The organism is Kocuria sp. CPCC 204721, from assembly GCF_040980945.1.
GTDB lineage: Bacteria > Actinomycetota > Actinomycetes > Actinomycetales > Micrococcaceae > Kocuria > Kocuria marina.
In genome coordinates this window covers 1-18,123 of the sequence record NZ_JAVKPO010000008.1, presented here as the reverse complement: position 1 = coordinate 18,123, position 18,123 = coordinate 1, and the positions used below count along the sequence as shown (strand labels likewise).

The 18,123-nt window shown below is 68.1% G+C and carries 24 protein-coding genes; 12 read left to right on the top strand and 12 right to left on the bottom strand.

The window, feature by feature from the left end:
• Nucleotides 1-11: 11 nt before the first annotated feature.
• The 5 genes from ureC to RF637_RS08885 all read right to left on the bottom strand — a co-directional run bounded on the left by ureC (nt 12) and on the right by RF637_RS08885 (nt 4,380).
• Nucleotides 12-1,739 carry an urease subunit alpha gene (gene ureC / locus RF637_RS08905; RefSeq protein ID WP_144931617.1) on the bottom strand — a complete coding sequence of 576 codons (1,728 nt, stop codon included), beginning with the start codon at nt 1,737-1,739 and terminating at the stop codon, nt 12-14.
• Nucleotides 1,736-2,059, bottom strand: coding sequence for an urease subunit beta (locus tag RF637_RS08900; protein ID WP_085106537.1), 324 nt, complete (start codon nt 2,057-2,059; stop codon nt 1,736-1,738). The genes ureC and RF637_RS08900 overlap by 4 nt, the downstream gene beginning before the upstream one ends.
• 13 nt (nt 2,060-2,072) lie before the next feature.
• Nucleotides 2,073-2,375 (bottom strand): urease subunit gamma, encoded by a 303-nt coding sequence (locus RF637_RS08895; RefSeq protein WP_035964916.1) that lies wholly within the window; start codon nt 2,373-2,375, stop codon nt 2,073-2,075.
• 330 nt (nt 2,376-2,705) lie between these two features.
• Complete coding sequence (locus RF637_RS08890; RefSeq protein ID WP_144931611.1) at nt 2,706-3,002, bottom strand: hypothetical protein; 297 nt, start codon at nt 3,000-3,002, stop codon at nt 2,706-2,708.
• A gap of 46 nt (nt 3,003-3,048) precedes the next feature.
• Nucleotides 3,049-4,380 carry a DUF2254 domain-containing protein gene (locus RF637_RS08885; RefSeq protein WP_368844642.1) on the bottom strand — a complete coding sequence of 444 codons (1,332 nt, stop codon included), beginning with the start codon at nt 4,378-4,380 and terminating at the stop codon, nt 3,049-3,051.
• Between the two features lie 120 nt (nt 4,381-4,500).
• Here RF637_RS08885 and RF637_RS08880 point away from each other — a divergent pair, with 120 nt between their 5' ends.
• Entirely contained in the window at nt 4,501-5,106 is a 606-nt protein-coding gene (locus tag RF637_RS08880) for a class I SAM-dependent methyltransferase (RefSeq protein ID WP_368844641.1), read from the top strand.
• A gap of 33 nt (nt 5,107-5,139) precedes the next feature.
• On the opposite strand, the gene RF637_RS08875 is transcribed toward RF637_RS08880, so the two are convergent.
• Genes RF637_RS08875 through RF637_RS08865 form a run of 3 tightly spaced genes read right to left on the bottom strand, consistent with a single transcriptional unit; the run spans nt 5,140 to nt 7,051 of the window.
• Nucleotides 5,140-5,487, bottom strand: coding sequence for a GNAT family N-acetyltransferase (locus tag RF637_RS08875; RefSeq protein WP_085106532.1), 348 nt, complete (start codon nt 5,485-5,487; stop codon nt 5,140-5,142).
• Between the two features lie 44 nt (nt 5,488-5,531).
• On the bottom strand, nt 5,532-6,542 hold the full coding sequence (locus RF637_RS08870) for a pirin family protein (protein WP_368844640.1): 1,011 nt from the start codon (nt 6,540-6,542) through the stop codon (nt 5,532-5,534).
• A complete protein-coding gene (locus RF637_RS08865) occupies nt 6,539-7,051 on the bottom strand; it encodes a carboxymuconolactone decarboxylase family protein (RefSeq protein WP_206479094.1) in 513 nt (170 codons plus the stop codon). The genes RF637_RS08870 and RF637_RS08865 overlap by 4 nt, the downstream gene beginning before the upstream one ends.
• A gap of 295 nt (nt 7,052-7,346) precedes the next feature.
• On the opposite strand from RF637_RS08865, the gene RF637_RS08860 reads away from it, so the two are divergent.
• Together RF637_RS08860 and RF637_RS08855 are read left to right on the top strand one after the other, a co-directional pair.
• On the top strand, nt 7,347-7,817 hold the full coding sequence (locus RF637_RS08860; protein ID WP_368844639.1) for a MarR family winged helix-turn-helix transcriptional regulator: 471 nt from the start codon (nt 7,347-7,349) through the stop codon (nt 7,815-7,817).
• A gap of 129 nt (nt 7,818-7,946) precedes the next feature.
• Nucleotides 7,947-9,077 (top strand): DUF808 domain-containing protein, encoded by a 1,131-nt coding sequence (locus tag RF637_RS08855; RefSeq protein WP_144998483.1) that lies wholly within the window; start codon nt 7,947-7,949, stop codon nt 9,075-9,077.
• Here RF637_RS08855 and RF637_RS08850 read toward each other — a convergent pair.
• Both RF637_RS08850 and RF637_RS08845 read right to left on the bottom strand, forming a co-directional pair.
• A complete protein-coding gene (locus RF637_RS08850) occupies nt 9,055-10,194 on the bottom strand; it encodes a trans-acting enoyl reductase family protein (protein ID WP_368844638.1) in 1,140 nt (379 codons plus the stop codon). The two genes, RF637_RS08855 and RF637_RS08850, sit on opposite strands and share 23 nt — an antisense overlap.
• An 88-nt stretch (nt 10,195-10,282) precedes the next feature.
• Nucleotides 10,283-11,026, bottom strand: coding sequence for a hypothetical protein (locus tag RF637_RS08845; RefSeq protein WP_368844637.1), 744 nt, complete (start codon nt 11,024-11,026; stop codon nt 10,283-10,285).
• 129 nt (nt 11,027-11,155) lie between these two features.
• On the opposite strand from RF637_RS08845, the gene RF637_RS08840 reads away from it, so the two are divergent.
• The 9 genes from RF637_RS08840 (at nt 11,156) to RF637_RS08800 (ending at nt 17,160) form a co-directional block, all read left to right on the top strand.
• Nucleotides 11,156-11,995, top strand: a complete 840-nt coding sequence (locus RF637_RS08840; RefSeq protein WP_368844636.1) for an arylamine N-acetyltransferase — start codon at nt 11,156-11,158, stop codon at nt 11,993-11,995.
• 241 nt (nt 11,996-12,236) lie between these two features.
• Nucleotides 12,237-13,700: a hypothetical protein gene (locus tag RF637_RS08835; protein WP_368844635.1), complete on the top strand. Its 1,464-nt coding sequence runs from the start codon at nt 12,237-12,239 to the stop codon at nt 13,698-13,700.
• A gap of 195 nt (nt 13,701-13,895) precedes the next feature.
• The gene (locus RF637_RS08830) at nt 13,896-14,273 is read left to right on the top strand and encodes a DUF2087 domain-containing protein (protein WP_368844634.1); all 378 of its coding nucleotides are present in this window, start codon (nt 13,896-13,898) and stop codon (nt 14,271-14,273) included.
• Nucleotides 14,274-14,962: 689 nt separating this feature from the next.
• Nucleotides 14,963-15,091 carry a hypothetical protein gene (locus RF637_RS08825; protein WP_368844633.1) on the top strand — a complete coding sequence of 43 codons (129 nt, stop codon included), beginning with the start codon at nt 14,963-14,965 and terminating at the stop codon, nt 15,089-15,091.
• A 3-nt stretch (nt 15,092-15,094) separates the two neighbouring features.
• Nucleotides 15,095-15,355: a hypothetical protein gene (locus tag RF637_RS08820; RefSeq protein WP_368844632.1), complete on the top strand. Its 261-nt coding sequence runs from the start codon at nt 15,095-15,097 to the stop codon at nt 15,353-15,355.
• 140 nt (nt 15,356-15,495) lie between these two features.
• A complete protein-coding gene (locus tag RF637_RS08815) occupies nt 15,496-15,981 on the top strand; it encodes a TIR domain-containing protein (protein ID WP_368844631.1) in 486 nt (161 codons plus the stop codon).
• A complete protein-coding gene (locus tag RF637_RS08810) occupies nt 15,972-16,424 on the top strand; it encodes an HIT family protein (RefSeq protein WP_368844630.1) in 453 nt (150 codons plus the stop codon). Before RF637_RS08815 ends, RF637_RS08810 begins: the two co-directional genes overlap by 10 nt.
• Entirely contained in the window at nt 16,417-16,902 is a 486-nt protein-coding gene (locus tag RF637_RS08805; protein WP_368844629.1) for a hypothetical protein, read from the top strand. The genes RF637_RS08810 and RF637_RS08805 overlap by 8 nt, the downstream gene beginning before the upstream one ends.
• A gap of 69 nt (nt 16,903-16,971) precedes the next feature.
• Nucleotides 16,972-17,160, top strand: coding sequence for a hypothetical protein (locus tag RF637_RS08800; protein ID WP_368844628.1), 189 nt, complete (start codon nt 16,972-16,974; stop codon nt 17,158-17,160).
• 19 nt (nt 17,161-17,179) lie between these two features.
• On the opposite strand, the gene RF637_RS08795 is transcribed toward RF637_RS08800, so the two are convergent.
• Both RF637_RS08795 and RF637_RS08790 read right to left on the bottom strand, forming a co-directional pair.
• On the bottom strand, nt 17,180-17,341 hold the full coding sequence (locus RF637_RS08795; protein WP_368844627.1) for a hypothetical protein: 162 nt from the start codon (nt 17,339-17,341) through the stop codon (nt 17,180-17,182).
• Nucleotides 17,342-17,470: 129 nt separating this feature from the next.
• Nucleotides 17,471-17,695, bottom strand: a complete 225-nt coding sequence (locus RF637_RS08790; protein ID WP_368844626.1) for a DUF2188 domain-containing protein — start codon at nt 17,693-17,695, stop codon at nt 17,471-17,473.
• Nucleotides 17,696-18,123 lie beyond the last annotated feature (428 nt).

Genomic DNA, 18,123 nt, shown 5'->3' with positions numbered 1-18,123 from the left:
GCCGCGTGGGCTCAGAACAGGAAGTACCGCTGGGCCATGGGGAGCACGTCCACGGGCTCGCACGTGACCTTCTCGCCGTCCACGCGCACCTCGTAGGTTTCGGGGTCCACGTCCAGCTCGGGGGTCTCGCCGTTGAACGCGAGGTCGGACTTGCGCAGGGACCGGATGCCGTGGACCGCCTTGACAGTCTTCCGCAGACCGAGCTGCTCCGGGACGCCCGCGTCCACGGCCGCCTGGGACATGAACGTGATGGAGGAGGAGTGCACCGCGGAACCCAACCCGCCGAACGAACCGCGCATGGTCATGGGCTGGGGCGTGGGGATGGACCCGTTGGAATCACCCATGAGGGAGGAGACCACCTGCCCGCCCTTGAACACCATGAACGGCTTGACGCCGAAGAACGCAGGTTCCCACAGCACCAGGTCCGCGAACTTCCCGGCCTCCACACTGCCCACGTAGTCACCCACACCGTGGGCGAGCGCGGGGTTGATCGTGTACTTGGAGATGTAGCGCTTGAGCCGGAAGTTGTCGCCGCGCTCGGTGTCCCCGTCCAGCTTGCCGCGCTGCTTCTTCATCTTGTCCGCGACCTGCCACGTCCGCAGGATCACTTCCCCCACGCGGCCCATGGCCTGGGAGTCGGAGCTCGTGATGGAAAAGATGCCCATGTCCTGCAGCACGTCCTCCGCAGCGATCGTCTCCGGGCGGATGCGGGAATCCGCGAACGCCACGTCCTCGGGGATGTCCGGGTTGAGGTGATGGCACACCATGAGCATGTCCAGGTGCTCCTCCTCCGTGTTGCGTGTGAACGGCAACGTGGGGTTCGTGGAGGCGGGCAGCACGTTGGGGAACGCGGCGATCTTGATGATGTCCGGGGCGTGGCCGCCGCCGGCACCCTCGGTGTGGTACGTGTGGATGACCCGCCCGTCGATGGCCTTGATCGTGTCCTCCACGAACCCGGCCTCGTTGAGGGTGTCCGTGTGGATGGCCACCTGCACGTCGTAATGGTCGGCCACCTTCAAGGAGTTGTCGATTGCCGCGGGCGTGGCGCCCCAGTCCTCGTGCACCTTGAGCCCAATGGCCCCGGCTTTGATCTGCTCGGCCAGCGGTTCCACCGCACTCGCGTGCCCCTTGCCCAGCAGGCCCACGTTCATGGGGAAGTTCTCGACGGCGCGCAGCATGTTCGCGAGGTTCCAGGACCCGGGCGTGATGGTCGTGGCCTTCGTGCCCTCCGCGGGTCCGGTACCGCCACCGATCATGGTGGTGATCCCCGAGTTCAGGGCGGTGGCGAACTGGTCGGGGCTGATGAAGTGGATGTGGGTGTCCAGGCCCCCGGCGGTGAGGATGCGGCCCTCACCGGCCACGGCCTCGGTCGCGGGACCGATCACCACGTCCACGCCGTCCATGATGTTGGGGTTGCCGGCCTTGCCGATGGCCAGGATCCGCCCGTCCCGCAGCCCCACGTCCGCCTTGTAGATGCCCGTGTGGTCCAGGACGATCACGTTGGTGATCACGGTGTCCGCCACGGCCAGGTCACCCGGGGCGCCGTCGCGGACGGTGTTGCCGTCCTGACCCATCCCGTCGCGGATGACCTTGCCGCCGCCGAACACGGTCTCGTCACCGTGGCTCGTGAGGTCCTTCTCCACCTCCAGGAACAGGTCCGTGTCCGCGAGCCGGACGGCGTCCCCCGTGGTGGGGCCGTACAGACCGGCGTACTGCTGCCGGGACATCTCGAAGCTCATGAGCGTTCCTCACTGTCCAGGGGGCCGTTGACGGCGTTGCGGAATCCGAACACGGCACGGTCACCGGCCATCGCCACCAGGCGGACGGTCTTCTTGTCTCCCGGTTCGAAGCGCACGGCCGTGCCGGCGGGGATGTCGAGGTGGAAGCCGCGGGCGGCGTCGCGATCGAAGCGCAGCGCCGGGTTGGCCTCCGCGAAATGGAAGTGGGAGCCCACCTGCACCGGGCGGTCGCCGGTGTTGGTGACGTCCAGCTCCACGGTGTCGCGGCCCTCGTTGCACACCACGGGGGTGTCCGCCAGGACGTATTCGCCAGGGATCATGGGAGTCTCCTGCCTATCGGATGGGGGTGTGGACGGTGACGAGCTTGGTTCCGTCCGGGAAGGTGGCCTCCACCTGGACGTCCGAGATCATCTCGGGCACACCCTCCATGACGTCGTCCCGGCCGAGGATGGTGGTCCCCCAACTCATGAGGTCCGCCACCGTGCGGCCGTCCCGGGCGCCCTCGATCAGTTCGTAGCTGATGATCGCCACGGCCTCCGGGTAATTGAGCTTCAGGCCCCGGGCCTGGCGTCTGCGTGCGAGGTCCGCGGCGACGACGATCTGCAGTTTCTCCTGCTCGCGAGGGATCAAGTGCATTGCGGCTCCAAGGATGATCAGAAGGACGTCCGGCAGGGAAAGAAGACTACCTAACAATCGGCATGCTACGCCTGACGTGTGAAAACACACCCCGTAGGGCTCCGTCGTGTTCTTAGGAGTTGCCCGGGAGCCGTCCGGGCCTGCGCTCGGAGGTGCCCGAGTCGCAAAGGTCGCCGGGTCCGGTCGACGACGCCGCGCAGTGCCCGACGCCGCGTTGGGTGCGCTCCGCGGGTACGACGACGCCCGGGCTTCGTGTGCGGAACCCGGGCGGCGTCGTCGTGCGGTGGTCGTGGCGCGTTCGCTACGCGCGGGCACCACGAAGGATGGAGCCTACAGCTTCCACTCCCAGGCCTGGTCCACGAAACCGGGCGCATAGACCAGGGTTCCCGTTTTCGCTGGCACGTCCAACACAATCTTGCCGGTCGCACGCTCGGCGGGCCCCATCTCTGAGATCTGCTCGGCTTGCGTCAGACACGAGAACGCCGGGGCGGAAGCTACCGAATTCGCCGTGGTCCCGGACGGGGTGATGAACTTCCAGTCAAAGGGGTTGAACATGTATTCGCTGCCCTGGAAAGCCTCCTGGAACTGCTCCCGCGGTCCGGTCTCAGCGGACACATCGAGAGTCACGAAGTGCCCGTTCTCGGGTTTCTGTGCGTAACCCGGCGGGGGCGGGTCACCGACTGTGGTCGGCGGGATCCGTGTGGTCGGAGGACAGGGAGCGGAGGTGGCGTAGATCCTCGGGGTGCATGTCCTTCTGCGCTTCGAGCCCGTCGAGCAGCAGTTGCATCTGTCGCTGCAGTGCCGGAACCAGATCGGGGTGCCCCTGGTCCCGCAGGTGGGTGATCAGCATCCGCAGCCCCCGCAACATGGTGGCGGCCACGTCCGGCTGGTCGAGGCACGTCTGCCGGAGCTGATCGAAGGCGTGGGCGATGTATTCCTCATGGGAGAGGTTCCAGGGCTGGACGAGCACCCGGCGGGATCCGTCCTGCAACGCCGGGGGCGGAAGTGGAGTGATGAGCAACGTCCGCATCAGACTCCCCAGCCGCAGGATGACCTCCACGGCGGTCGTGGGGTCATTCACGGCCGGACTCAGGGCACGCAGCCCGATGTCCACGAGCTGCCGGATGGAGAAGTCGACGTCCTGGAGCGTGGTGCGCATATCGGACACGCCGATCGACTCGGCGAGACCCTTCCTACTGGCGGCCGAGGGGCGGGGCCACACCGTCAACAGGGGTTCACCGGCGTGGATGTAAGCACCCACGCGGGTGTCCATGCGCACGGTGGTATCGGGGGAGGCGGCTGCGAGGAGGTGGCGGATGTCCACCTGGCTGATCCATCCGCTGCGCGTGGCGGGAATGACCGCGGCGTCATCGGGGGCATCGTGGAAGTCCCGGGGGTCGACCTCACGCATCCCGGAGGGCACTTCGTCAAGTGCGGCGGCCACCTTCTCTCCCTCGTCCGCGATGACCCGGGCCACGTTGCCCACCTGGAGCCCGTGGGCCAGGTGATCCAGGTGCACGATGATGCCGATCACGGTGATCAGCGTCAGCACCACGGCGAGCGTCAGCGACACCTTCGGCGCAGGGGCCGTGGTCTCCCCGCTGACACTCGGCAGCGCCAGCACGCAGTAGAAGAAGGTGGCCACGAGCAGGCCAATCACGCGCTGACTCAGCCGGTCCCGGATGAAGGACCGCATGACCCGAGGTGAGAACTGGCTGCTGGCCAACTGCAGGCTGACCACGGTCAGGGAGAACACCACGCCCACGGTGGTGATCATCGCCCCGGCCACGGTGGCCAGCAACCACGTGGCCGCGTTGCTGCTCATCTCCAGCATGAACGGCACGTGGGTGTCGTACCCCAGGGCATGATCGACGGACGTCGCGATGATTGCCAACACGATCCCGCCCAGCATGATGATGGCGGGATAGAGGAACAGGCTCTCCTCAAATCGGTACCGCAGCGCCGCGAGGCGCAGCCGCCACGAGACGCCTCCACGTCCAGCCACTGTCTGTCCTCCGAGCATTGTTCGCCGACGAGCCTGCCGATCGTCAGCCTACCCAGACCGTTCACGGAGGCGGGCACGCGGAGCGTGGGCAAGGGGGCGGCACCTCGATAGCCTGGCCCTATGACGGAACAGAACAAGTGGCTTGCCCAGGTGGCTCAGAACCCCGGGCATTCTCAGTGGTATATCGAACGGTTCCGCACCATGGCCGCGCGCGGGGAGGACATCGTGGGGGAGGCCCGGCTCATCGACGCCATGGTTCCCCGCGGCGCTCGCATCCTGGATGCCGGGTGCGGAGCGGGGCGGCTGTCCGGGTACCTACACGCGGCCGGGCATCGGGTGGTCGGGGTGGACGTGGATCCCGAGTTGATCGACGCCGCCCGGCAGGACTACCCGGGCCCTGAGTATCGCGTGGCCGATCTCGCCGTACTGGCCGACATGGACCTCGGGGACGCCTTCGACGCCATCGTGTGCGCGGGCAACGTGGTCACGTTCCTAGCGGAAAACACCCGGCGGGACGTGCTGCGCGGCTTCCGCAGTCACCTGGGTCAGGACGGCCGCGCGGTGGTCGGTTTCGGCGCGGGGCGCGGCTACTCCGCCGAGGAGTTCTTCGCCGACGCCGCTGCGGAGGGTCTCACACCGCAACTCACCCTGGCGGGGTGGGACGTACGCCCCTGGTCCCCGGACAGCGAGTTCCTCGTGACCGTGTTGGGCGCCGCGGACGGGTGAGTGGAAGCGGCTGTGCTGAGGCGCCGATAGAAGTTACCGATTCATCCCCGACAACGCCTGCAAATGCGTCGGGCGGACCGCAGTGGCGTGGGGCTGGTAGTCGTCGTGCTTGCCGAGCCAGGACTTGATGTAGGGGCACACCGGGACGATGGTCTTCCCGTCGGCGATGGTGCCGTCCAAGGCCACCCTCGAGAGCGTGGACGCGAGACCCTGACCGCTGTAAGCGTCGTCGACGGTCGTGTGGTAGAAGATCCGCCGCGGCTCGTCGGCGCCGTCGAACGGCAGGTAGTGCGCCTCGCCGATGACCGCGTCACCGTCGAGGAGTTCGTAGCGGTGCCCGTCGGCGTTGTGGCGGACGGTGATGTCGGATTCGGTTTCCACGGGACTCTCCTGGGTGGGATCGGGCGGGGCGGGATCGGGCGGGCTCAGCCGCGGGGTCGCAAAGTGATGGTGGGCAAAGTCGGGGCCGGCAGTGGCGCGGGCTGACCGTCGGGAAAGGGGCCGAAGCGCGGGTACGGGGTCCCGTCCGAGTAAGTTCCGGACTCTGGGGTGGGGGCCGGTTCGGGGTCGATCTCGGCCTGCCACTGCTCACGGTAGGCCACGACCTCCTCGTGGGTGCGGCCCACGAAATTCCACCACATCACGATCTGCTCCCCCAGGGGCTCCCCGCCCAGGAGCATGGCCCGCACGGGCTTCTCACCGGCGGTTAGGACCACGCTGTCCCGCCCCGTGGGGAGGTAGGCCAGGTGGTCCTCCGGGATCGGCGCCGAGTTCACGCTCAGGTCCCCGGTGTCCACCAGGACCCCGTGCTCGAAGGACGGGTCCAGGTCCAGGTCCAGTTCCGTTCCCGGCTCCATGAGGATCTCAGCGGCCACCAGCGGGGGTGTATAGGTGTTCACCGGGGACGTGGATCCGGCCAGCTCACCGATGAATATCCGCAGCTCGGCGCCGTGGTTCTTCACGGGCTCTGGCGTGTAGTGCTCGAAGGTCGGTGCCATGTGACGGGTGTCGTCCGGCAGGGCGTACCACAGCTGCACGCCGTGCAGGGTGGTGGTGTCCGGGGTGGAGAACTCCTGGTGGGAGATCCCGCGCCCGGCGATCATGAGGTTGACCTCCCCGGGGCGCACGTCCGCGCTGTACCCGGCGGAGTCCAGGTGGGAGATGCCGCCGGTGAACAGCCAGCTCACCGTGGCCAGGCCGGTGTGCGGGTGGCGCGCCACGGACATGCCCCCGGTGTCCGCCACGGGATCGGGGCCGTAGTGGTCCAGGAAACACCACGCGCCGATGAGACTGCGATGGCGCTGGGGGAGGGTGCGGCGCACGGTCATCGCCCGCGGGCCACCCAGGGGCACGTCCCGCGGGGTCAGCAGGGCCGCCCCGGCACCGATCGCCTCGGTGCACAGGACCTCTTGCGGGTTGCGTTCCAGGTTGGTCATCGCGCACCTCCGGTGCTCGTGGTCGCACCGGCCGGCGCGGACGCAGTCTTACGGGGACGGACGGGGTGTCCGGACAGGATGGAGATCCGGTTGAAGGCGTTGATTGCGATCGCGGTCCACTGCAGGGCGGAGTACTGCTCGTCGTTCAGTGCTTCCCGGGCCGCGGCCTGCTCGGCGTGCCGCGTGTTCTCGTCGGGCAGCAGGGTGGCCGTTTCGGCGATGATCAGGGCGGCCCGTTCCACGGCATTGAAAAGAACGGTGTCACGCCATGCGGGGAGCACGGCGAGTTGCTGCGCGGTCACCCCGGCAGCCTCGGCCTTGCGAACGTGCAGGTCCAGGCAGAACGCGCACCCGTTGAGCTGGGACACTCGCACGTTGACCAGCTCCACGACCGAGGCGGGGGTGCCCGCATCCTCTGCAGCGGCACCGACCTTGCGGGAGAAGGCGTTGACCGCCCGCCAGCTGGAGGGGTCGGACTTGTCCAGGAAGAAACGGTCCTGCTCGGTCATGGCGGCTCCTCGTGGTTTCGTGCGCCGACTGTATTCGCCGGGGTCGACGACGCTGCTGTCGCGGCCACCCGGCGCGGGTCCGGGATGCGACGGGGCGGTCCGGGTGGAGATGAACTTGTTTAAACAGAAATATCTTCCTCGCAAGGCTAACTTGCGGTCGGGGTCCGCTCAAGGGGGCGGGACAGGGTGCGAGGCTGGAGATGGCTGCGCAAGAAGATTCTTAGACAAATGTTTTTGAGGCGAGGTAAAATCATCCCTCAGCTCAACGAGTTCTAAGGGCTTGAAAGGGGAGATCATGACCGCGCACACCGACACCGCTGCCCAGGCGGTGGACCCCGTGACCCTGTGGGGCCAGGTGATCGAGGGGTTCCAGAGCGCCAACAAGAACCTGCACCGAGAGGTGGCCGCGGCCCATGCGTTGAACGCCGCGGAGGCCGAGGCGTTGCTGCGTCTGACGCGCACCCCGCACCAGCGCATGCCCATGGCCGAATTGGCCCGTCAGGTGGCCTTCAGCACCGGCGGTTTCACCAAGGTTGCGGACCGGCTCACCAAGCGCGGCCTGGTCCGGCGTGCCCCGTGTCCCGAGGACCGGCGCGTCGTCTACCTCGAGCTCACCGCCGAAGGCCGCACCACGGCAGGGAAGGTCCGTGATCTCGTGGCCGAGACAATGACGGCCACGTTCGTGGACGTCCTGGGCCCCGAACGCGCCGTCGTGGTCGCACAGGCGATGGCCGATCTGCACCGCAGCGGCCTCGACCGTGCGTAGCGGTCTCGGCGACCGAGGCGCGAACCACCTCGGACAGGGGCCGATGCCGCTCGTGGTTCGCGCCGGCCGCGGCACCCTTTACGCTTGTCCTTAATCGAGATGGCTGAGCACAAGGATTGAGGGAGCCTGATGGCCGCTGGACTGGCTGCGCTGCTGGATGACATCGCGGCACTCGCCAAGCTGACCGCCGCGAGTGTGGACGACGTCGCCGGGGCGGCGGGGCGTGCGAGCGCCAAGGCCGCGGGCGTCGTCGTCGACGACACCGCGGTGGCCCCGCGATTCGTGCAGGGTGTTAACCCCAAGCGGGAACTACCGATCATCAAGAAGATCACGATCGGCTCCCTGCGCAACAAGCTGCTGATCATCCTGCCGGTGGCCCTGATCCTGAGCCAGTTCGCGCCGTGGTTGCTCACGCCGCTGCTGATGCTGGGCGGCACGTACCTGTGCTTCGAGGGCGCAGAAAAAGTGATCGAGCACCTGTCCCACCAGGAGCACGCCCCCAACGAACCCGCCGCGGACCGCGGTCCGGAGGCAGAGAAGAAGATCACCTCCGGGGCGATCCGCACGGACCTGATCCTCAGCGCGGAGATCATGGTGATCGCGCTCAATGAGGTCTCCCACGAGCCGTTCCTGACCCGCACGCTCATCCTGATCGTGGTGGCGATCTTCATCACGGTGCTCGTCTACGGCGTCGTGGCCCTGATCGTGAAGATGGACGACATCGGCCTGGCCCTGGCCCAGAAGGACTCCGAGGGCGCCCAGAAGTTCGGCCGGGGCCTGGTCAAGGCCATGCCCACGGTGCTGTCCGTGATCTCGATCGTGGGTGTCTTCGCCATGCTGTGGGTGGGCGGGCACATCATCCTGGTGGGCATGGCCGACCTCGGGTTCACCCCCGTGTACGACTGGGTCCACCACCTGGGCGAGTCCGTGCACCACGTGGCCGGGGTGGGCCCCGCGCTCGCGTGGCTCGTGGAGACGTTCTGTGCCCTGGTGCTGGGCATCGTGTGGGGTTCCATCATCGTGGGCATCGTCCACGTACTGCCCTTCGGCAAGAAGCACGGCGACGACGACGTTCACTCCTCCGATGCCGCCGGCCGTGAGTCCTCGGATGCCGACGACGCCGTGTCTACCCACCGGGGGAACGTCGCCGCGGTGCGCGGAGCGCCGTCGTCCGGGGTCTCGGCGACCGGGGCGTCGTCATCGGCAGATCCTCACGTGGAAGGCGGCTCGACCGCGGTCAGCGAGCCGCCCCGGGGCTGACCTCCCGCAACCCCGCCGAAGCGCACAGCTCCACGAGGCCTTCCATGCCGAAGGCCTGCAGCGGGCCCACCACCCCGCGCGCCCGTGAACGGTCCTTGAGCACGTGCTCCGCCCCGGCCGCCAAGAGGTGACCCGTGAGCGTGTAGACGTTGGGACCCGCCACATGGACCTCGGACACGGTCTCGCCCCGGGAGTCGGTGACCATTGCTATGGCCAGGGAGGACGACTTCGCCCGCTCACTCGCGCTCGGCCCGCCCTCGGACCCGGTCAGGGCGGTGATGCCCTTGCCGAGCGCCTTGCGGGCCAGGGACGAGGAACCGGCCACGGCCATCACGGGCAGCGCAGCCTTCATGACTGGCCCCGGCGCGGAGAACCACCCGTTGAACACCTCGATGTTCGCAACCTCCGGGAACGCCTCCGGCAGGAACACGATCTCGCTCCCGGGGACCATCACCGCATTGCGCTTCGCCCCGTCTACCGTGAACGTGTGTTGCCGCGGTATCCGCCCCGGCTTCTGCCACCGGTGATCACGCCACACCAGGAACGGTTTGCTCAGCTCTTCGAGCATGGTGGTCATGGTCCCGCCGCTCAACCCGGTAGGGCCCGCCCCGGGGGCGAAGTAGCCCACCCGCAGGGTCTCGGCGCGGTCCCCGGCGCGTTCCAGAGCCAGGGATCCCGCGAGGATCCCGGGCACGTAGTCGTAACCGAATGCGGGCAGCATGGTGCCGCGGGGCGCATCACCCGGCGCAGCGGCGTCGTCGGACGCGGCGGCGGGATAGCGCTTCTGGAGTCGACGCACGAAGCCCACCTCACCCGTCGAGTCCAGGTAGTGGGCACCCTGCGACGCGGCGGCGTCCGCGGCCACGTCCCCGAGTCGCTCGAAGGGACCCACGGTGGTGACCAGGACGTCCCCCTCGGAGACCAGCGCGCGGACGGAATCGGGCTCAGCCAGGTCCGCGGTCCGCACGTCCAGGCCGCCCAGCGTGCAGGCCAGCTGGTTCAGGGGCCGTTCGCGGCGCCCGGCGAGGACGGGGCGCACTCCCCGTTCCACGAGGGACTCGACCACCAGGCGGCCGGTGTATCCGGTGGCTCCGAAAACCACCACGTGAGCGTTCATGGGTGTCCTCCTGCGCTGAGACGGACCGCAACGGGTGCCGTGCGGGCTGGTTCGTCACGTTACGGGATCGGGCCGGAGTGCGCGACGACTACGCGGGCTCTCCGCGCACCACGTCCACGTGCACGTGGTCCAGGTGGCGCAGGATCTCGTTCGCGGGCGGCGGCGCGTTGTAGGGGTGCCAGCGCCCGGCGGGGGAGCGCGAACCCCAGACCATGTCGTCGAAGATCACGTACTGGACGTCCAGGTCCTCGGCGTGGGCCACGAGCCAGTGCGCGAGCTGCCACCCCTGCCGGCGGTTCTCCTCCGTCACGGGGCGGAAGAACACGTCGACGGCGCGCCCGTCGTAGTGCGTGGAATTCTCGCCATGTCCGTGGCCCACACCGCCCGGGGCGTAACCGCCGAGGCTCAGGGGGCCGAAGACCTCGATCATCGCGTCCCGGACCGCTTCGGCCCGGGGCGTCAGCCCGGAGGGGGTGATCTCCTGCGCCTGGAGTCCCTCGCTGCTGTGCCCGCGGCAGCGCAGGCTGGGCCCGGCGTCGTCGGGCGGGCCGTGCGTGAGACGCTCCATGACAGTCGGCTCCACGCCGGGTACCGCGGAGGCGTCCGCACCGCGCACGACGGCGGTGGTCGCGGCCTTGGCCTCCTCGCGGGTCAGAGGGACGTCCCCGTCCTGCGTGGTCACCGTGCATTCCGCCCTGCCCAGTGCGGGAGGGGCACTCGACACGAGCGAACGCAGCGGTCCCGAACCGGCCCACACGGCACCCACCACGAGGGCCAGCACCACGAGCAGACCCAACGTCCAGCCGACGGCGCGTCCCGGAGCGCGGCTCATGAGGGGGACGGGGACGTGGTGTGCGGATGCATGACGGGTCCTTGTCGGGGTGCGGTCGTGTGTCACCATGATGCCGGGTCAACCTTGCCGCGCCCCGCGTACCGGCCCGCTCCCGTGCCACCGGAGGTCATGATGAACGAACGCCCCGCGTCCCCGTGGCGGATCGAGGACGTGGACGTCCCCGGCTACCTCGCGGCATTGGACGTCGACGCCCCACAGCTCGCCGCCGCCCCGCGGGACCTGGGCCTGCTCGAACGGCTGCACCGCGCCCATGTTTTCACGTTCCCGTTCAGCAACGTGGAGGTGCTGCTCGGACGGCATCCCGGGGTGGAATTGGCGACCGCGCAGGACCAACTCGTCCGACGCCGCCGCGGCGGATACTGCTTCGAGCACTCGCAGTTGTTCGCGGCCGTTCTGGAAACGCTGGGCTTCACCGTGCGCCGCGCCCTGGGCCGCGTGCGTTCGTTCGACAGCCCCCGCACCCACATGACCGTGCTCGTGGACCTCGCCGGCACACGCTACCTGTGCGATCCCGGCTTCGGTTTCAGCATCACAGGTCCCATCTCGTTGCACGACGGCGCTCGCCGCGTGGAGGGGAACCGCACCTTCTCGATCGGGCGGGTCACGGACGAGGGCTGGCCCGTGTGGTCGTTCGAGCGGGACGGGGACATGGAACACGTGCTGGACGAGTCCACCATCCACCCCGCGGACGTGCGGATGGGCCACCTGCAGACCTCGACCGGTGCGGAGTCCATATTCCGCCATCACCTCATGGTCATGAAGCACACCCCGCGGGGCCACGTGACCGTGACCGAACACGGCACCACCGTGCGCACCCCTGGGCGGCCGACCCGGCAGCGGGAACTGACGGCCCCGGAGATCGTGACCGAGGTCCGGGATCTGGGCGTGCGGATCACCGAGGAGGAAGACGCGCAGCTCACCGACGTCGTGACCCGGATGAGGGGCTGATCGGGGCGGGATCGGCGGCCGCAGGCGGCCAGTCGTGGGGGGGGGGGGCGACGGCTGCGAGCGGCCGGGACACCAGAAATTAACGCGGCACGGGCTTCGCGTTCGCAAAATTCCATCACGCCGATGGCATGATCTTCACCTGGCTGAGCATTTCCCCCGATGCTCGGCCAGTGCTGCGCCCGGAATGAGCTGACCGGGCGGGCCACAACTGAATACCCCCCCATGTAGAAAGCAGCCCCCCATGCGTTTCTTCCGTTCCTCCGTGGTGCCCGCGGCGGCCCTCGCCGTGGTCACGGCGCTGTCCCCGTTGGCGCTCTCCCCGTCATTCCTGGCCCCGGCGAACGCCGCTCCCGCAGTGGCCGCTCCCGCGGTCCGGACCGCGCCGCGGGTTCCCGAGGCGCCCGTGCTCGCGGCTCAGGCCCCCGCCCTTCCCGCGACCGCCCATCACAAACCCTTCAAGGCCGCGGGCAAGAACTCGAGCTACCACATCTACACGAACGGCATCGACCGTTCGAAGGCCGTGGGTGTGCTGTTCTACCTGGGCGGCGACTACGACAACCCCGGCGAGACCTGGGTGCACAGCCCCCAAGGGACCGCGCTCACAGCACTGGCCGCTCAGGCCCGCAAGAAGAACATGATCCTGGTGGTCCCCATCTCCCCGGACCACAAGCTCAAGCCCAACGGCATCACGTGGTGGGAGGACGCGGACGGCAACGGCGACTACTTTCGCGCGCTCAAGGACAGCCTCGTGAAGACCTACGACCTGGACACCTCCCGCGTGTGGCTCGCCGGCTACTCGGGTGGCGCGGAGTTCATCACGTACGAGCTGCTGGCCGATCGGCAGAACTGGATCCGTGGCGGCGGTGCGACAATCATCGGCGGCGGCGGTGCCAGCGGCATGCAGACCGCGCCGAGTGCCGCGGTGCGCTCCCTCCCGATCACGTGGCACGCGGGGACCAAGGACGTGGCCGGCAGCACCAACCCGCCCACGTGGTCCGCGTCCGCCGCCGCAGCCCAGGGCATGAAGCGGTTCCGGGCGGACGGGTTCACCCGCACCTCCCTCAAGACCCTGCAGGGCTACAACCACGACGACTACGACATCGTGGGCCTGATCGCCCAGGGCTTGGCCACGCTGCCGCCCGCGCCGACGACGACGGGCCAGAACGCCACACTGGGCACCCCTCAGACGTCCTGGCTGCGCGGGGCCATCCGGACCGACTACGTCGCCACGGGCGGGATGGGGACATATGGGCAACCGACGTCGGCGGAGAAGCCCACGGGCCGCGCGGGCGGGGTCTACCAGGGCTTCACGAAGAACTACACGTATTACTGGAGCCCCGCGACCGGCGCCCACCCCGTGAAGTGGGGGACCGGCATCGGTAACGCCTACAAGGCTGCCGGTCTGGAGCGCGGGTGGGGCTATCCCGTAATGGCGGAGCGCAAGATCCCCGGCGGCGCCTACCAGGACTTCCGCAACGGCAACGCCCGCTACCGCGCCATGTACTCCCCGGCCACGGGCACCCGCGTGATCAAGCTCAGCGGCGGGATCGGTACGGCCTGGCAGAAGGCCGGGCACGAACACGCGTGGGGGTACCCCGCGACCGACGAGTACGCCGTCTCCGGCGGTATGGCCCAGCGCTTTTCCCGCGGTGTGGTGGCCACGTGGCACCGCTCCACCGGCAAGGTCACGGTGAGTCGGGGGTAGCGGTACCCGACCGGTGCCCCGGACGCACGGCAACCACCGTGCGTCCGGGGCGTGCCACCCGGGGTGTTGCGCCCATGGTCCGGACGAGGGCGTGATGCCCCGGCCCCCGCGCAGGGACACGACCGGCGCCTGCAGTTTCTCGGCCAGCGCGCGGATCTGATCCGCAGCGTACCGGGCCCGCTGCCCACCATGATCATGGGATTGCGCGCACTCGTGAGTGCCTCCACTGCCGTGAAGCTCGGCTTCGCGCGGGAGGAGTCCGGGCGGATCAGGGTCTCGGACGAGTTCCTGCGCAATGGCCAGGACGCCCTCGAGGGCTATTTGGGTCCCGACGGGGTGCTGCAGGGTGAGTTGATCGACGTGCCGGACCTGCCCGTGCGCTGGGTCGACGACGTCGTGGCCGCGGTGGCCCGGCGGGTCGTGCGCCCCGGGGAAGCCGTCGCGGAGTCCGCGCTCAACGGGTGGCTGCGGATGTTCGTGCCCGACGCCGCGTTCTTCCACCGGCACGTCGTGGACACGGGAGTGCTCAGGCGCGCCCCGGACGGGGCCCGGTACGAACTGACCGAGGATTGAGCGGGGGCCGCGGCGCGAGGGGCCGGCCGCACCATCGATGCGGAGGGTTCCCGCGGTCTCCGTCGGCTTCCGTTCCACGGAGCCGTCCGGTGGGGAGCGCCGGATAACGGTTGCCTTCGACCGACCCAGCGAATGACGAAGTCCCGCCCGACCTTCCGGTCGAACGGGACTTCTTGCGGTGGCTATTCATGGAAACGGTGAAACCCCACGTCAGACGCGCCTCTCGCGGACGGTCTGAACACTTCACCACACGCCCAACCGTAGGTTCACCACACGGCGCTGGGACTCCAGAACTGTCAGTGACCTCTGGCAACGTGCTGGACATGACGCGCGCCTACACCGCCCTGTGCGACACGACCGACCGGGGCCAGGACGCATCACCGCCCTTCGCTGGGCCCTGGACCACGCCGAGGACGGCCAGCCCGTCACGCTGTGGTGCTGGGACAAGGGGGGCCTCCCTGCGGGGCTAGAGTCCAAGGCCGGAGCCCCGAACGCCCCGGGGTGGAGCGCTCAGGGCCTGGTGTCTAGTTGGCGAACTAGGACTGCGACTCTAGTCGCTCCATGCGCAGTGCTCGCAGTGGGCCAAGGCCCAGAACGGAGGCGAGCCAATGGCACGCACCGCGCGTAGGAGCGCCCGCACGGGGCGCTTTGTGAAGGCTTCGACCGCACGTCGGAGTCCCCGGACGACCATGACCGAGCGGATCGGTCGCGGCACGTCCAACAAGACGACCGTCCACCGCTCCACCATCACCGGACGGTTCGTCAAGGAGTCCACGGCCCAGAGCCACCCGAGCACGACGATCAGTCAGCGGGTGTGAGCCATGGCCAACTTCAAGATGAGTCCCGGCTGGGAGAAGGAACTGGAGAAGGCTGTTCGGCCCGCTCTGAAGGACATCGCCTCTGACTACCAGAAGATGTTCGACTCCCTCCTCCGGCGTTACAAGGGTCGGCCCGTCTCCGAGATCAAGCCCGTGCTGCGGCGCGAGTGGTCACGGGTCGGTGGGTCGATCTCCGATCCCGAGTTGACCGAGTACGCGACTCACATCAGCGAGGGCACTCACATCCAGATGCGGGTCAAGTAGGTCAGGTGGGATGCGGCGGCGAGGGGAAGCGTCCGCTGCACCCCACCCCTCACGGCGGTGCCCTAGGAGTGTCGGACCCGCCTGCTAGAGATGTTCGTGAGCCCGGAGAGGCCGGGGAGCGCATGAAGGGAGCCACCACCATGGCCAAGTCAGTCTTCTACTCATTCCACTACGACCGTGACAAGTTCCGGGTGCATCTCGTCCGCGAGATCAACTCCCTCACTGGCGCGCCCGAGGTCACGGGGCAGAACTGGGAGCAGGTCCGTCGCCAGAGCGAGGCGGCTGTTCAGAAATGGATCGACAAGGAGATGAACTACAAGAAGGCGGTCATCGTCCTCGTCGGTCGCGAGACTTCCAAGCGACCCTACGTGCAGTACGAGATCGAGCGAGCCTGGTCGATGAGGAAGCCGTTGCTCGGTGTCCGCATCCACGGGCTCGCCTCCATGAGTGACGGGGCCGACTCTGCGGGGGCGGACCCGTTCAAGGCGGCGGGCCTCTCCGGCGTGCCCCTGTTCGACCCCACGGCAACCGACTGGAGCGGTCGAATCGACACCAAGGCGACCTACAACAACCTGGTGCGTCAACTGCCCTCTTGGGCTGACCAGGGCGTGACGAAGTGGCGGTGAAGGAAGGCGAGGGCTGCCCCTTCTGCGAGATCGTTCAGCGGGACGATGAAGACGCCCGCGAGGTGTACCGGGACGATCACGTCGTGGCCTTTTTCCCGACCGATCCTGCCGTCCTGGGCCACACGATGGTCGTACCACGAAAGCATGTTCCGGACATCTGGTCACTCTCGGAGGAGAAGGCGGCTCATCTGGCCCGCGCCACCGTGCGCCTCGCTGGGGCGATCCGAGAAGCGGTGCACCCTGAGGGGCTGAACCTCATCCAGTCCAACGGAGAGGCGGCAACCCAGACCGTCTTCCATCTCCACGTGCACCTTGTGCCCCGCTGGGGCGGGGATGCGATGGGACCTATCTGGCCGGAGGAGACGGACTACAGCGAGGATCGGAAGGACCATGCCCTCAGGGCTGTGCGTGAAGCGTGCAGGAGCCTGAGCAGCGATGTGTGAACACAAGCCGCCGCAGCGTGACCCAGAGGACACCCGCAAGCACCTCGACTTCATCCAGGCCGTCGTCACACGCATGTCCGCCGCGTCGTCCACGGCCAAGGCGTGGCTCCTGCCCGTGGTGACCGCTGCCTACGGCTATGCCCTGACGCAGAACGCCGACTCGGTGGCACTGCTGGGTCTCGGGGCGACACTGCTATTCGCCTATCTGGACGCCAACTACCTCCGGCAGGAGAAGCGCTTCCGCAGCCTCTACAAGACCGTCGCCCAAGGCAAGCACGACATCGCCACGTTCTCGCTTCAACCCGATGACCTCCCCTCGGACGTTCCCACGAAGGAGAAGGGTGACTGGCCTGGCCGTGCGCCGGAGTGGATCAATCGCGTATTGCCGGGACCGAACGTGTGGCTCTCCTGGTCGATCCTGCCGTTCTACGTCCCCTTGGTCCTTGTAGGCATCTTCATCGCCTGCTGGGTTCGGTGAGGGTCGTACACCTGTCTCCCTACGCTCGATAGCACCCAATAGCGCAAGCCCACCTCAGGAGGGACCGACATGACCCAGCAACACCCCAAGGACACCCTCCAGGCCGATCTGGAGGCGCTGGCTGAGGTCTTCGAGGCCGAGGAGCGCGAAGACCGCCGCAAGGAGGCTCAGCGCCGTCGTGACGGCCTCCCCGAGCCGGGGCGGGACATCCGCACATTCGAGGGCTTCGCGGACGGTGGAGCGACTCCTCGAACCTGAGCACCTCGCTCCCGGGCCGCTACCTCTGCGCGACCCATGCCTCCACCAGGAGAGTAGAGGCAACGGCGTACTCGCAGCGGTCTCGGTCGAGGTCGGGGACGAGGTGGGTGAGGTCGTTCGTGGCGCGCTCGGCTGCGTCGAAGACGGCGGAGATCAGGGTCTGCTGGTTGGTCGCTCTCATGCGCCTGGACTGTAGCCAGGCTGGCCGACATCCTCTGCCACTCCAGCGCATCTGGCCTTGCGACCTACGGCGTCTAGGCGATGCAGAACCCCGCGCCCTCCCAGTGAAGAGCGCGGGGTTCTAGTTCGGTCAGCCCTTCGGCGGGTAGGAGTCCTTCCCGTAGGAGTTCTTCTCACCGATGGTGCCGTCCATCTTCTTGATGACGTGCTCCACGCCTCGGTCCTTGGCCATCTCCCGGCCAGTCGCCTGTGCTGCCGCCTTCGTGTCGTGGACGTTGCTCGCACGGCTGTTGCCCTGCGCGCGGTTCTTCCACTGGCCGTCCTCGTGGTACGTCTCGATGTCGCCCTTGCCCATGCTCACCTCCTTTCTAGGCTGGTCTCTGCTTCCCAGCATGACCGGCACCTCTGACAATCCTCGGCGTCGTAGGCCCTACAGGGCGCTGTCGGCCTCGGTGCGACAGTGGCTCAGGATGTCCTCGCGGAAATGGTGCTTGGGTCGCTTCCTGACCCCTTTAGCGACTTCCTTGGCCACCTTCCAGAAGAGCACCGCCCTCGCGCCCCTTCCAGCCCGCCCGCAGAGCAGTAGCGAACAGCAGGTCCGGCTCGATGACGTGCCCTCCGCTCGATGACGTGCCCTCCCTTGCGCAACTCCATGAGGCCGTGGGTCACGCGGTCACCGTCGCGGGAGTCGTGCATCGTGGTCCCGCCGTAGTGGGCCGCCCCCTTCATTCGGTCCGGTCGCTGTGCGAGTCGTCGGTTTCCGATTGATGGGTGCATTGCCGA